This window comes from Flavobacterium zhairuonense, assembly GCF_004352915.1.
Taxonomy (GTDB): Bacteria; Bacteroidota; Bacteroidia; order Flavobacteriales; family Flavobacteriaceae; genus Flavobacterium; species Flavobacterium zhairuonense.
Map to the genome: position 1 here is coordinate 140,572 of NZ_SJSY01000073.1, position 13,539 is coordinate 154,110.

Sequence of the window (13,539 nt, forward strand, 5' to 3'; positions counted from 1 at the left end):
GTTAGCGCGAAGAAACTATTTTGGCTAATTTGTAAGAATTAACATTCAAAACTGCTTGAATGATGTGTTTATGTGGTGTTTTTTTATTACGTTTTGACATTTTAGTATCTTTTTGAATAAAGAGATTCAAATATATTTGTGAATCCTATTTATGTTTTAACAAATTAATTATGTTTCTCAAAAAAATACCTTTTTTAATTTTGTTTTTGCAGATTGCAACCGTTTGTGTTTCGCAAAACCAAAATCAAAATAAAACTTTTTTATATGAAGGCCGAGTTGAAAAACTCCAAAATGACAATATTGTTTTGATTGGAACTGCCTCTTCGATTTCATTCAATTTTACTGGAAATGAATGCTCCATTTCACTTCAAAGTGTCGATTCGTATGAACATCATAATTATGTTGCGTTAGTCTTGGATGGAAAGTATCTTGGGAAAATCAGAATCGAAAAAGGAGCCGTGCAGTCTTTCCCCGTTAAAGTAACTTCGAATAAAAAAGAGCATAAACTGGAAATTTATAAAAATACTGAAGCACATACTGGCGGTATTTTATTTGCAGGAACAACCGCAAAATTGACTACAATTTCATTTAAAAAGAAAAAGAAAATTGAATTTATCGGAGATTCTATAACATGTGCGGCGGCAAGTGATTCTGTTGATTGCGATAAAGGCGAATATATGGATCATCATAACGGATATTATGCCTATGGACCAACGCTTTCAAGAACAATCGGTGTTGATTATTTGACAAGTTCTGTTTCTGGAATTGGGATGTACCGTAACTGGAACGATGAGAATAAAGATGAAGCGATAATGCCAGATGTGTATCAGAATTTATATTTGACAAAAGACAATTCGAAGCCTAAATATGATTTTGCTTTTCAGCCAAATATTATCAGTATTGCTTTGGGAACCAATGATTTTTCTAGCGGAGATGGCAAAAAAGAAAGATTGCCGTTTAATGCCGATAAATACGTTTCGAATTACATCAATTTCATCAAAATGCTTTTTGAACACAATCCAAAAGCACAAATAGTTATTACAAATAGTCCAATGGTCAATGGTGAAAAAGCTGTTGTTTTTGAAGATTGTCTTAAAAAAGTCAAAAGCGCTTTCGCGAATGATAAAACCCACAAACCGATTTTGATTTTCAAGTTTAAGCCTATGACGCCAAAAGGCTGTTTAGGACATCCAGATGTTGCAGATCAAAAAGTGATGGCAGATCAATATGGCCCTTTTTTAAAAAAGCTATTAAATGAAGAATAATATATTTAAGTTTGTTTTCTTTTTATTGATTTCCAGTACTATGAAGGCAAACGTGGCGCTTCCGAATATTTTTAGTGACAATATGGTTTTACAGCGCAATTCTGAAGTGAAAATTTGGGGTTGGGCAAGTCCTAAAGAGGAAATAAAATTAGTTTCGAGTTGGAATAATCAAGAATATAAAACGGTTGCAAACAATCAAGCAAAATGGGAATTGTTGATTAAAACTCCAGAAGCAGGCGGGCCTTTTTCGATTTCGATAAAAGGTTATAATGAGGTTGTTTTAAAAAACATTTTGATTGGTGAAGTTTGGCTTTGTTCCGGACAATCAAATATGGAAATGTCAGCAAGCTGGGGAATTGACAATGGTGAAGAAGAAATGAAAAACGCAACGAATCCTAATATTCGTTTTTTTACGGTTCCGAAGTTGACTGCAACAACACCACAAAATAATTTACTTGGAAACTGGACAGAATCGACTCCAGAAACCATGAAATATTTCAGCGCAATTGGCTATTTTTTTGCTAAACGTTTAAGAGAAGATTTAAAAAATGTTCCAATTGGACTGATTTCTTCGAATTGGGGCGGAACGCCTGCAGAAATCTGGATGCCGGAAGATGTTGTAAACAACGATCCTCTTTTATTAGAAAATGCAAAAAAACTGAACGAGCAAGAATACGGCCCAAGACAACCTGGACGTGCGTACAATGCTATGATTTATCCAATTGTTGGATTTAAAATTGCTGGAACGCTTTGGTATCAAGGAGAATCTAATGTAGGTTCTTTGGTTTATGATAAAACATTAGGTGCTTTGATCACTTCATGGCGAAAAGAATGGAAAGATGATTTTCCGTTTTATTATGTTCAGATTGCGCCATTTAAAACAGGAAGCAATAATTTCTCGAATGTAACGGTTCGAAATTCACAGCGAAAACTTTTAAATGAAGTCTCAAAAACCGGAATGGTTTTGACTTCTGATATTTCAGATACGATTGATATTCATCCAAAGAATAAAAAATCAGTTGGAATTCGTTTGGCTAATTTAGCTTTAACTGATACTTATAAAATCAATTCTAATTTGGTTAACGGTCCTCTTTATAAAGACTTTAAGGTAGAAAAAAGTAAAGTAATTGTCTCTTTTGATTATGCTGACGGACTATATTTTAAAGACAAAAAATTGAATCAATTTGAAGTTGCTGGTGCCGACGGAAATTTCTTTCCTGCTGAGGCTACGATAAAAAATAATGAAGTTGTTTTAATTTCTAAAAAAGTGTCAAAGCCAACAAAAGTGAGGTTTGCATGGGGAAATACAATTCAGTCTGATTTGTTTAATAAAGCGAATTTACCGGCTTCGTGTTTTATTACGGAGTGATTTGATTTTAGACTTTTAAAGAAGAAAGAGTCAAGAAGAAAGATTTAGATTTTGCGCATTTTTTGTCATTCCGAGGAACGAGGAATCTCCACAAACAAAATCACCAATCTTTGTCGAGCTACTCGTGGAGATTCCTCGTTCCTCGGAATGACAAAACGGTGTGTTGAAAACAAGAAGTTAAAACGTTCTTTTAAAACCGTTCGCGTGAGGGATAGCAGTGGAAAGCCCACAGCCTGACGAAGGAAGAGCGAGGACTTGAAACGGATAGCCTCCCGATAGCTATCGGGACAAGCTCACGCCAAAAAAGAAACTTAGAATCTTAGTATCTCAGCACCTTAGCTCCTTTAAAAAAAAACTAACCATGAAAAATAAAAAAATAATAATTATTGGGGTTTTGTCCCTGTTTACTGTTGGAAATATGAATGCACAAAAAAAGCCGTATCTGGATAAAAATAAAACTATTGAACAGCGTATAGATTTGCTTTTGCCTTTAATGACTTTGGAGGAGAAAGTAGGACAGATGAATCAATATAACGGTTTTTGGGATGTTACAGGACCAGCTCCGAAAGGTGGAACAGCCGAATTAAAATACGAACATTTAAGAAAAGGATTAGTCGGATCAATGCTGACGGTACGCGGTGTGAAAGAAGTGCGCGCTGTTCAGAAAATTGCAGTTGAAGAAACTCGTTTGGGGATTCCGTTGATTATTGGTTTTGACGTAATACATGGCTATAAAACGTTAAGCCCAATTCCGTTGGCAGAAGCGGCGAGCTGGGATTTAGAAGCGATCAGGAAATCGGCAGCTATTGCGGCTGATGAAGCTTCGGCATCTGGAATTAACTGGACTTTTGGTCCAAACGTAGATGTGGCGAATGATGCGCGTTGGGGACGTGTGATGGAAGGTGCAGGAGAAGATCCTTATTTGGGAAGCAAAGTGGGTTATGCGCGAGTAAAAGGTTTTCAAGGAGAAACTATTGCCGATTTGGCTAAAGTAAATACCATCGCGGCTTGTGCGAAACACTTTGCGGCGTATGGTTATGTTGAAGCTGGATTGGAATATAATATTGTAGATATCAGTAATTCGAAATTGTATAATTCGGTTTTACCTCCTTTTGAAGCGACGGTTGATGCTGGAGTTCGTACGTTTATGAATTCGTTTAATACACTGAATGGTGTTCCGGCAACAGGAAATGTCTTTTTGCAGAGAGATATTTTAAAAGGAAAATGGAAGTTTGACGGATTTGTGATTTCTGATTACGCTTCGATTCGTGAAATGATCGCGCACGGTTATGCAAAAGATGAAGCTGATGCAACTGCTAAAGCAGTTATTGCGGGTTCTGACATGGATATGGAATCGTATTTGTATGTGGCCAAATTAGTTGATTTGGTAAAATCTGGAAAAGTAAAAGAATCTTTGGTTGATGATGCTGTTCGTAGAATTCTTCGTGTAAAATTTGAATTGGGATTATTTGATGATCCGTACAGATATTGCGATGAAAAACGCGAGAAAGAAGTTGTTGGAAGCAAAGCTAATAACGAAGGCGTTTTGGACATGGCGAAGAAATCGATCGTTTTGTTGAAGAACGACAAGAATTTGCTTCCGCTAAAAAAATCAGGACAAAAAATTGCTTTGATTGGCGCATTGGCAAACGATAAAAACAGTCCGCTGGGAAGTTGGAGAATCGCGGCTGATGATAATACAGCTGTTTCTGTTTTAGAAGGAATGCAACAATATAAAGACAATCAGTTGATGTTTGAAAAAGGAGTTGATTTATTAAAGCAAAAAGCGACTTTCTTGACTGAAACAGTTTTTAATACTACAGACAAAAGCGGATTTGAAGCGGCAAAAATAGCAGCGAAAAATGCTGATGTTGTGGTAATGGTTTTAGGTGAATATGGCTTCCAAAGTGGTGAGGGAAGAAGTAGAACAGATTTGAATTTGCCAGGATTGCAACAGGAATTATTGGAAGAAATTTATAAGGTAAATCCGAATGTGGTTTTGGTTTTAAACAATGGCCGTCCGTTGAGTATTCCGTGGGCTGCAGAAAATATTCCGGCAATTGTTGAAGCTTGGCAATTAGGAACTCAAACCGGAAATGCTGTGGCGCAGGTTTTGTATGGAGATTATAACCCAAGTGGAAAATTGCCAATGTCGTTTCCAAGAAATGTGGGTCAGGTTCCAATTTATTACAACAAATATAGCACGGGAAGACCAATAGACAGTGATAAAAACGTTTTCTGGTCGCATTATATGGACGTGGAGAAAACACCTCAGTTTCCGTTTGGATTTGGATTGAGTTATACAACTTTCGATTATAAAAACCTGAAATTGAATAAAACCTCTTTTGCAAAAGGTGAAAAAGTTCAAATAAGCGTTGAAGTTACAAACACAGGAAATTATGATGGAAAAGAAGTTGTACAATTATATATTCATGATGAATATGCAAGCATCGTTCGTCCGATAAAAGAATTGAAAGGTTTTGAATTGGTTAATCTGAAAAAAGGAGAAACTAAAACGGTAAACTTTACTTTAACGAGTAAGGAACTTGGTTTTTATAATAACGAAGGAACTTATTTAGTTGAACCGGGAACTTTTAAAATCATGGTTGGAGGAAGTTCTGATAAAGGTTTGCAGAGTGGTTTTGAGATAAAAGAATAGTTTTTTGTCAAAAAGACGCTAAGATGCAAGTTTTTTTCGCCACAAATTCACAAATTAAGTATTTAAAAATTCGTGAATTTGTGGCGATTTACTTTTAATATATTTCTAAAATCATTAATTCATCATTCAAAATAAACGATTCAATGATTTCTTTTTTTGAAATCAGAATTTCAGCAATTTGCTTAGTATTTTTATTTAAAGTTTTTAAAATAATAACTTTTGGCGGTGGCCCTTTTAAAAGTAACAATTTTTCAAAATCATCATCATGAGTGAGAATTGTAAAGTTATTTTGTTTGGCGAATTCCCAAATTTGAATATCTTTTGCTGGTTGATTTACTTTGAGTTCATTAGCATGGGAACAATCTGAAAAATCATTTTCAATAAGTTTGATTATTCTCCATGAAATATTTGCATCCAAAAGAAGCTTCATTACGCTGCAATTATTTTGGTAATATTTTCTCTATTTGCAGCAAAAGCTAAGGCAGCAAGAATATGTTCTTTTTTTAACTCAGGAAAATCGTCAATAATTTCTTCAAAAGACATTCCTGTCGAAAGCCATGAAAGAATATCTGAAATACAAATCCTAGTTCCTGTAATTACTGGTTTACCAAATCTGATGTCAGAATCTATTGAAATTAAATTTTGCCAGCTATTTTCCATAATTTTATTATTTAAACAAATTTACAAAAATAAAACACTATTTGGTTTTAAAATAATCAGGTTTGTTTTTACCTTTAAAATCTATTAAACTTCCAACCTTAAACTAAAATAATGAAATATAACAGATGTGGAAAAAGCGGGTTATTACTGCCTGAAATTTCTTTAGGATTATGGCATAACTTCGGGTCAGTTGATAATTTTGAAAACGCTGAAAGTATTGCTGTTGAGGCTTTTGATAAAGGAATAACTCATTTCGATTTAGCAAATAATTATGGACCGGTTCCAGGTTCTGCAGAGGAGAATTTTGGTAAAATATTATGGCATAATTTTCAGGGGAATCTGCGTGATGAAATCGTAATTTCGACAAAAGCAGGTTATACAATGTGGAAAGGACCTTACGGTGACTGGGGTTCACGAAAATATCTGCTTTCGAGTTTAGATCAAAGTTTGAAACGAATGAATGTTGATTATGTAGATATTTTCTACTCGCATCGTCCGGATCCTGAAACTCCGATTGAAGAAACTATGATGGCTTTAGACCATGCCGTAAGAAGCGGAAAAGCTTTGTATGTTGGGATCAGTAATTATTCTGCTGAACAAACTCGAGTTGCAGTTGATGTTTTGAAACAATTAGGAACGCCTTGTTTGATTCACCAAGCGAAATATTCGATGTTGCAACGTTGGGTTGAAGATGGATTATTAGATGTTTTAGAAGAAAAAGGAGTGGGCTGTATTGCTTTTTCGCCTTTGGCACAAGGACTTTTGACAGATAAATATTTAAATGGAATTCCTGAAAACTCACGCGCTCATAATCCGAATGGACATTTGAGAGAAGACGAGGTGACGCAGGAACGTATTCAGAAATTAATTCAGCTGAATGAAATTGCTAAAAATAGAAATCAGTCTTTGGCGCAAATGGCTTTGGCTTGGCTGCAGAAAGACAAACGAATTACATCGGTTTTAATTGGTGCAAGTTCTGTAAAACAATTGTGTAATAATATTGATTGTTTGCAGCATACAGAATTTACCCATGATGAATTGAATGCGATTGAAAAAATCTTGTCTTAATTTGCTCTCATTATCTAAACTGGACTGAAGTCCAGCTCTACAAAATAATTCGTTCCTTCGGAACTATAAAAGAGCTTTGGCTCGATCTATATTGTAGGGCTGGACTTCAGTCCAGTTTTATTTTACGATCATTGCTAATCCGCCACCGCTCGCTAAACGATATTTTAGTTTAGTTGCTGAATCAACGGTTATGATTTCTTTTTTATAATCGGTTGCGGCTTTGTCAGCGTTTAGACCGTCTGAGAAAATTTCGGCTTGGAATTTTTTGCTTTTTTCGAGGAAAGAAAAATCAATTGTAATTTCTCTGGAATCCCAGTTTGTAATTGCGCCTAAATACCAAGTATTGTCTTTTTTTCGGGCAATTGAAACGTATTTTCCCACTTCGCCATCAAGAGCGATAGTTTCATCAAAAGTAGTTGGAACTTTAGCAATGTAATCTGTGCTTTCTTGTTCTTTCATAAAAGCTGTCGGACTGTCGGCCATCATTTGTAAAGGCGCTTCAAAAATCGTGTAAAGCGCCAATTGATGACATCTTGTTCCCTGACTCATTGGATTCGAATGACTTGGCTTGAATTCACTTTTAGTTGCATTTCGCATCGCGCCCGGCGTATAATCCATTGGGCCGGCCATCATTCTAATAAATGGAATTGTACAATCATACAACGGAACATCATCATTTGGCGTCCATTTATTATTTTCCAAACCTTTTACACCTTCAAAATTTAAAATATTTGGGTAAGTTCTCTGAATTCCAGTTGGTTTATACATTCCATGGAAATCAATAATTAGTTTATGGTTTGCCGCTTTTTGAGCAATATCATAAACTGAATTTACCATTTTAGCATCGTCACGATCTATAAAATCAACTTTAAAACCTTTTACTCCTAATTTTGCATAATTGTCAAAAACGGCTTCAATTTTATTATTGATTGCCATCCATGAAGCCCACAAAATAATGCCTACTTTTTTTTCTTTTGCGTAAGCAATCAAATCTTCCAAATCAATATTCGGATTATGTTTCATAATGTCAGTTTCAATACTCCAGCCTTCATCCAAAACCACATATTCAACTTTGTTTTTAGAAGCAAAATCAATATAATATTTGTACGTCTGTGTATTGATCCCGGCTTTGAAATCGACATTGTAAATATTCCAGTCGTTCCACCAATCCCAAGCTACTTTTCCGGGTTTTATCCATGAAATATCTTTTAATCTTGACGGTTCGGCTAATTTCTGAACCATATCATTATTGGCCAAATCGGCATCATTTTCAGCAATTACAATTGCTCTCCATGGAAAATTTCTTGTTCCTTTGGTTTTAACTAAATAATCAGCTCTTTCTGTAATTAATTTGTTGAGATAATTAAATCCGCCGTTGGTTTCTTGCGTTGGGTATTTAGAAAAACGAGATTCAAAACCCGATTTATCTTTGTTATTCGTTACAAATAGGCCTGGATAATCTTCTAAATCTGCTTCCAGGAAAACTGCTTTTTTATGGTTTTTATAATCAATTAGAAAAGGTAAAAATGCTAAAGTATCTTTTGAAAATTCGCTTATTTTTTTGTTTTCATAATGCGATTCAAAAGACGAAATAAACTGATCTTTGGGGTTTCTTAAATCACGAACGTAAGGCATCAAAGTGTTGTAGTCTTGATCGAAATTCAAAACTACTTCTTCAGATTTAACCATAATCTCTTTTTTCTTTTTGATTAGAAATCGATAAGCTGCGCCATCATCAAAAATGCGAAATTCAATTCCAAAATCATTTTTAAAATTGATAGTCAATTTATTGTATTGATCTTTTACGGATTTCTTTTTGTATAAAGGTGTTTCAAAAGAACTGTTTATGCTTTCTTTTTTTGAATTTAAAACGATTGGATTTTTTCCTAGAATCTCATTTTCATCCAAAATCATAGCCATTTCTGACGGAGCTAAAATCAAATCTTTTTCATGAGAAATTGACCATGAAATTTTATCGTTCAAAATAATTTTTACTTCAATTTTTCCATTGGGGGAAACGACTGCAAAATCTTGTTTTTTCTGTGCAAAAGAAAGATTTACGAGCATTAAAGAAAAAAGAATAAATGTGTTTTTCATTTTTTAGTTTTTGACATTAACCATTTTTACAACCATCTTTTTATCTAAATCCAGATTTGTTTTAGTGCCGTTTTCCAATAAAATAGGAACTGCATTTTTATTAATTGGCGATCCGATTCCTTTAAAATTAATAATTCTTACGTCCCTAAAATTATTGATTTCGATTCCGTTTGTAAAATATGGCATTCTGGTTTTTGTCCAAATTAATTTAAAATCTTCAATAGTTAATCCGTCAACATATTGACCATAAATTCCCGGAATATCGCGCTGAAAAAGTTGTTGTTTTTCGTCCAGACAACCACGAAGATCAATATTTCCGCCAGCAACATCATTTAGCTTGCTATCGATAAATTCGAAAGTTATATTTTTAAAATTAATGTTTTGCAAAATACTTTCTTCAGAACCGTAAACTAAAATTCCGTTTTCGGCTTTGCAGTTTATGTTGCTGAAAGTTACATTTTTCACAATACCTAAATTTTCAGTTTCTGTTCCAATAACTTTTGGTTTTCCGCGAACAGCCGAAATATGAATTGGTTCGCCATTTCCCCACCAATCACCAGTTCTCAATTTGGTTTCGATATTTACATTTGAAATATTGATATTTTCTAAAGAACCCTGATCTCTTAAAAAGATTCCAATTCCGCGTGTTGAATTCGTAATGTTGCAATTTGAAATATTGATATTTCGCACCGAATTATGATCAAAATAACCAATTCTAATGGCACTTGAAGCCGATTGCAAATTGCAATTGACAATATTAATATTTTCAGAAGTGTGGCGTAAATCCTTGAAGCCCGGAACTTCAAAGTGCGAGGCGTAACCCACAACAATAATGGCGTCGTCACCCGTGCGAATATCACAATTACTGATTGTTATATTATTTCCCGAAGTAATGTCAATTCCATCTGCGTTGGGCGTCAACATATTTGTCCAAAGTTTTATTCCGTCAATTAGTACACTATCACAATCTGCAATCAGCATCGTCCAGAAAGAAGAATTCGAAATAAAAACATCTTTAATCGTGACTCTTTTGCAGTTACTAAAAATCAATGTTTGATATGGTCTTTCTTTGGGAACAATTGGACCGTCGCCAATTCCGCCATCTGTAACTTTTCTGAAATTTTCTTTTTGACGAGTTCCTGAAGTTCCGCCCCATTCTATTTTTTTAGCTTTAGTAGCATCAAAAAAAACGGCTCCATTTGCGTCAATATTTCCGCTTCCAGAAATAGTAATGTTTTCTGAATTTTCAGTAAAAAACATTCCATAATGGACACCGTTTACAGGGATATAGTCGTTTAAATCAGCACTTCCTCTTAAAACTGCGCCATTATCTAAATATAGATTTACATTGCTTTTTAAGTTCAAAGTTCCCGTCATGAAAACGCCCGTTGGAACCAAAACAGTTCCACCGCCATTTTTAAAACAAGCGTCAATTGTGTTTTGAAGCGCTTTTGTATTTATCGTTTTTCCGTCGCCAATTGCGCCATATTTTGTTATGTCAAAAGTCTGGGCATTTGCGATTATAAAAAAGAAAACGAATACTATCGAGAGATATTTTTTCATCAAATTTTGATTCGGTTATTCCGTAGAGTCACATACAGTTGAACATTTAACGTCCAATTTATATTTGGAATATTCATTGCGCATAAGACGCACTACTGTGCGTCTCTACGAACAATAGAAATGCAACATTAATATGTTCTTAAATTACTTATATGGTTCGAAATTTTTATTTTTTCAATTGTAAATTATAATCCTTTACAATTTGCAAAGTCGATTTATCTGAAGAAAAAACCGAATTCAAGCCTTGTGGTTCTTGTGGAGGATCTGTGGTTAAAGGATCGCCCGGATTCCATTTTCCAGATTCGTTAACGGCTTTTCCTTCGCCACCAAATCCCCAGAAATTTGCTCCTTGCAAAGCATCGTTGTTTTTAACGCTTTCAGCAACTCGGCCAAAAATATAATTGTAAAAAACATCTCTGTTTGCAACCGATGCTGTAGGCAGTAAACTTTCGTTTTCTCTTCCTAAGCCAAATTCCTCAATAATAATTGGGCGTTTCAAATGGTTTGCAACAGTGACATGTTTGTCAATATATTTCCCGGCATTTTCTAGTGTTGGTGTCAAAGTTTTTTCGGCATTATCAGCTTTAAACCAACCCCAGTTTTTTGGCCAAATGTGCATGGTCAAATAATCAATATTCGGATTTTGATGCGTTCGTTCAAAAATCCCTATATCGTCATTAGAGCTGTTCAATCCTTCAGAACCTGTGGAAATCAAGTGATTTTTGTCTAAACTGTCCATCAAGTTTACAATATTGTTCAGCCATTTTGTGAATTTTACTTCATTTTCAACTGTAAAAAGTCTCGGCTCATTTCCAACTTGCCAGGCCATAATTGTATTGTCCTCAGTATATTTTTTGTGAGAATAGGCATTTGTTCTTCCCATAATAAATTTCACATGATTTTCTAAAGCTTGCATACAAGGTTCGCAACTGTGGAATTGTTCAGTATAAGCCATAAACTGTGGCCAAGTATTTGGCGCAATTCCTGGAACTGGAACAGGACCTTTGCCGTTCCATTCCAAATATTGCGACATGCCGCCAGACCATTCCCAGTTATTGGTTAGGTACAAAACAGCATACATTTTTCGTTTGCTCATTTCATTTATTAGGAAATCCAGCCCGTCAAGCAAATCTGCGTCATATTTTCCCTGTTGGTATTGTAAAGCCGGACGAACGGTAAAATCATATTTTCCGCCATCGCCTCCAACTAAAATTCTTAAATTATCAATGCCGTTTTTACGCATTAAATCCAGTTCACGAAGCAATCTTTTTCGGTCGCCTACTTTTTTAGATGCCAATAAACTTCCATACCAATAATTCGTTCCGATGTATGAATACGGTTTATCGCCTTTATAAAATTGCGTTCCTTTTACCGTAATTCTTTCCTGTGCCTGACAAGCAATTGCAGTGAAGATTAATGCGAAAGAAAGGGTTTTTAAAAATCTGTTTTTCATATGATATTTTTTTAGGAGCTAATCCTGCGATTCCTTTTTTATTGAACTTGCGTAAAACTGGACTGAAGTCCAGCTCTACAATATTTGGTCGAGCCGTTGGCTCTTTTTTTTTAAATGAAAAACCTTTCAGGTTTTGAAACTTGAAACTTGAAACTTGAAACAAAAAAACTATTTCGGCATTTCATACATCTTCGGCAAAGAATTCACTAAAGCCGATTTTGATTTTGTCGCAAATGTTTTAAAATCATTTGCATTCGAAACTGAGCCATTTGGAACGTAATATCCATCTTTATTGTTGTTCCAAAACATTACATAACTTATTTGAATGTCATTTTTAGTTAATGCGCTGTATAAAAGTGTCGAAAACCAATCTGTAATTGCCGGCGTAGAACTTGTTACGCGATAACCCGTTTCAGTCAAAGCAGCGATTTTTACTTTTGTTTTTGCATAGTCTGATAGCATTTTCAGTTTGCTATTGGCTCTGTCAGCTCCCGCTTGGCCTTGATTATTAAAGTCACCATAATTATCCATTCCAATGATATCTACATAATTATCACCTGGATAACGGCTTAAATAATCGGCCTGCGTTGTGTATGAATTGTCAGGAGAAAAAGCATATAAAATATTGTGAACGCCTTTGGTATTCTTTAAATAATCAACTGTGAATTGATATGCTTTTTTGTATTCATCGGCAGTCGAAAAATTGGCTCCCCACCAAAACCAGCTTCCGTCAAATTCATGAAAAGGCCTGAAGATTATCGGAATCAATTCGCCATTTGTCCCTTTTAAATTCGAAACCACGCTGGCTACTTTATCGAGCTTTTTCTTGTACCATTCATTATTTGTTCCGCCAGGTAAAATGCTTCTAAAAGCGGTTGCTTTTTGATCTGCTGTCATATCGGCGACATTAAAAGATTCTTCTTTATTAGGTTCTCTCAAATGCCAGCAAAAAGTATTTACTGCGCCTTTCGCGTAAGCAGCTTTTACATCAGCAACAATTTTTTGTTCCTGTTGATAAAACCAATTATTTGCTGTACCGTCATTGCTTTTATCCGTAATGAACATAAAATCGGAACCTAAAATTGCAGGATCATAACCTGTATTTTTTTTAATATCAGAATCACCGCCTGCATCTTGATAATAACTGTTAAAAGCATCTTGTTGGCCAATTGCGGTTTTAGTTTTGGCTAGTTTTTTTAGATTGTAAAATAATGCAACAGTTTCTTTAGTTGCATTTGGATCCACTAAATAAGTCGCTGCGTTTGTGATCGTCAAAGGATCAGTGTCAATCACGACTGGCGGATCAACTACCACTTGCGGTTCTGAATCATCATTGCTGGAACAGCTTCCGATTGTTAGAATTAATATACTTATGAAAGCTGTTTTTAGAATGTTTGGTTTCATT

Annotated in this window: 10 protein-coding genes; 4 read left to right on the forward strand and 6 right to left on the reverse strand. The window is 35.0% G+C overall.

Features of this window, described 5'->3' with window-relative positions; translation table 11 throughout:
• Positions 1–170: 170 nt before the first annotated feature.
• The 3 genes from EYY60_RS12805 to bglX all read left to right on the forward strand — a co-directional run bounded on the left by EYY60_RS12805 (position 171) and on the right by bglX (position 5,293).
• Positions 171–1,265: an SGNH/GDSL hydrolase family protein gene (locus EYY60_RS12805; protein WP_132989709.1), complete on the forward strand. Its 1,095-nt coding sequence runs from the start codon at positions 171–173 to the stop codon at positions 1,263–1,265.
• Positions 1,255–2,634 carry a sialate O-acetylesterase gene (locus tag EYY60_RS12810; protein WP_132989710.1) on the forward strand — a complete coding sequence of 460 codons (1,380 nt, stop codon included), beginning with the start codon at positions 1,255–1,257 and terminating at the stop codon, positions 2,632–2,634. Before EYY60_RS12805 ends, EYY60_RS12810 begins: the two co-directional genes overlap by 11 nt.
• A gap of 361 nt (positions 2,635–2,995) precedes the next feature.
• On the forward strand, positions 2,996–5,293 hold the full coding sequence (gene bglX, locus EYY60_RS12815; protein ID WP_132989711.1) for a beta-glucosidase BglX: 2,298 nt from the start codon (positions 2,996–2,998) through the stop codon (positions 5,291–5,293).
• A gap of 94 nt (positions 5,294–5,387) precedes the next feature.
• Here the strand turns inward: bglX and EYY60_RS12820 are convergent, their stop codons facing one another.
• Both EYY60_RS12820 and EYY60_RS12825 read right to left on the reverse strand, forming a co-directional pair.
• Positions 5,388–5,711, reverse strand: coding sequence for a DUF5615 family PIN-like protein (locus EYY60_RS12820; protein WP_235832328.1), 324 nt, complete (start codon positions 5,709–5,711; stop codon positions 5,388–5,390).
• A gap of 11 nt (positions 5,712–5,722) precedes the next feature.
• Positions 5,723–5,953, reverse strand: a complete 231-nt coding sequence (locus EYY60_RS12825) for a DUF433 domain-containing protein (RefSeq protein WP_132989713.1) — start codon at positions 5,951–5,953, stop codon at positions 5,723–5,725.
• A 111-nt stretch (positions 5,954–6,064) separates the two neighbouring features.
• Between EYY60_RS12825 and EYY60_RS12830 the strand changes: the two genes are divergently transcribed.
• On the forward strand, positions 6,065–7,021 hold the full coding sequence (locus EYY60_RS12830; RefSeq protein WP_132989714.1) for an aldo/keto reductase: 957 nt from the start codon (positions 6,065–6,067) through the stop codon (positions 7,019–7,021).
• Positions 7,022–7,138: 117 nt separating this feature from the next.
• On the opposite strand, the gene EYY60_RS12835 is transcribed toward EYY60_RS12830, so the two are convergent.
• The 4 genes from EYY60_RS12835 to EYY60_RS12850 all read right to left on the reverse strand — a co-directional run bounded on the left by EYY60_RS12835 (position 7,139) and on the right by EYY60_RS12850 (position 13,538).
• A complete protein-coding gene (locus EYY60_RS12835) occupies positions 7,139–9,118 on the reverse strand; it encodes a glycoside hydrolase family 97 protein (RefSeq protein WP_132989715.1) in 1,980 nt (659 codons plus the stop codon).
• 3 nt (positions 9,119–9,121) lie between these two features.
• Positions 9,122–10,681: a glycoside hydrolase family 28 protein gene (locus EYY60_RS12840; RefSeq protein ID WP_132989716.1), complete on the reverse strand. Its 1,560-nt coding sequence runs from the start codon at positions 10,679–10,681 to the stop codon at positions 9,122–9,124.
• A 166-nt stretch (positions 10,682–10,847) separates the two neighbouring features.
• Positions 10,848–12,134, reverse strand: a complete 1,287-nt coding sequence (locus tag EYY60_RS12845; protein WP_132989717.1) for a glycoside hydrolase 5 family protein — start codon at positions 12,132–12,134, stop codon at positions 10,848–10,850.
• A gap of 168 nt (positions 12,135–12,302) precedes the next feature.
• Positions 12,303–13,538, reverse strand: coding sequence for a glycoside hydrolase family 26 protein (locus EYY60_RS12850; RefSeq protein WP_132989718.1), 1,236 nt, complete (start codon positions 13,536–13,538; stop codon positions 12,303–12,305).
• Position 13,539 lies beyond the last annotated feature (1 nt).

What these genes read in the sequence shown, in the direction of transcription:
- EYY60_RS12805 (WP_132989709.1), top strand. Translation starts at nt 171, where the DNA reads ATGTTTCTCAAAAAAATACCTTTTTTAATTTTGTTTTTGCAGATTGCA.
- EYY60_RS12810 (WP_132989710.1), top strand. Translation starts at nt 1,255, where the DNA reads ATGAAGAATAATATATTTAAGTTTGTTTTCTTTTTATTGATTTCCAGT.
- bglX (WP_132989711.1), top strand. Translation starts at nt 2,996, where the DNA reads ATGAAAAATAAAAAAATAATAATTATTGGGGTTTTGTCCCTGTTTACT.
- EYY60_RS12825 (WP_132989713.1), bottom strand. Translation starts at nt 5,953, where the DNA reads ATGGAAAATAGCTGGCAAAATTTAATTTCAATAGATTCTGACATCAGA.
- EYY60_RS12830 (WP_132989714.1), top strand. Translation starts at nt 6,065, where the DNA reads ATGAAATATAACAGATGTGGAAAAAGCGGGTTATTACTGCCTGAAATT.
- EYY60_RS12835 (WP_132989715.1), bottom strand. Translation starts at nt 9,118, where the DNA reads ATGAAAAACACATTTATTCTTTTTTCTTTAATGCTCGTAAATCTTTCT.
- EYY60_RS12840 (WP_132989716.1), bottom strand. Translation starts at nt 10,681, where the DNA reads ATGAAAAAATATCTCTCGATAGTATTCGTTTTCTTTTTTATAATCGCA.
- EYY60_RS12845 (WP_132989717.1), bottom strand. Translation starts at nt 12,134, where the DNA reads ATGAAAAACAGATTTTTAAAAACCCTTTCTTTCGCATTAATCTTCACT.
- EYY60_RS12850 (WP_132989718.1), bottom strand. Translation starts at nt 13,538, where the DNA reads ATGAAACCAAACATTCTAAAAACAGCTTTCATAAGTATATTAATTCTA.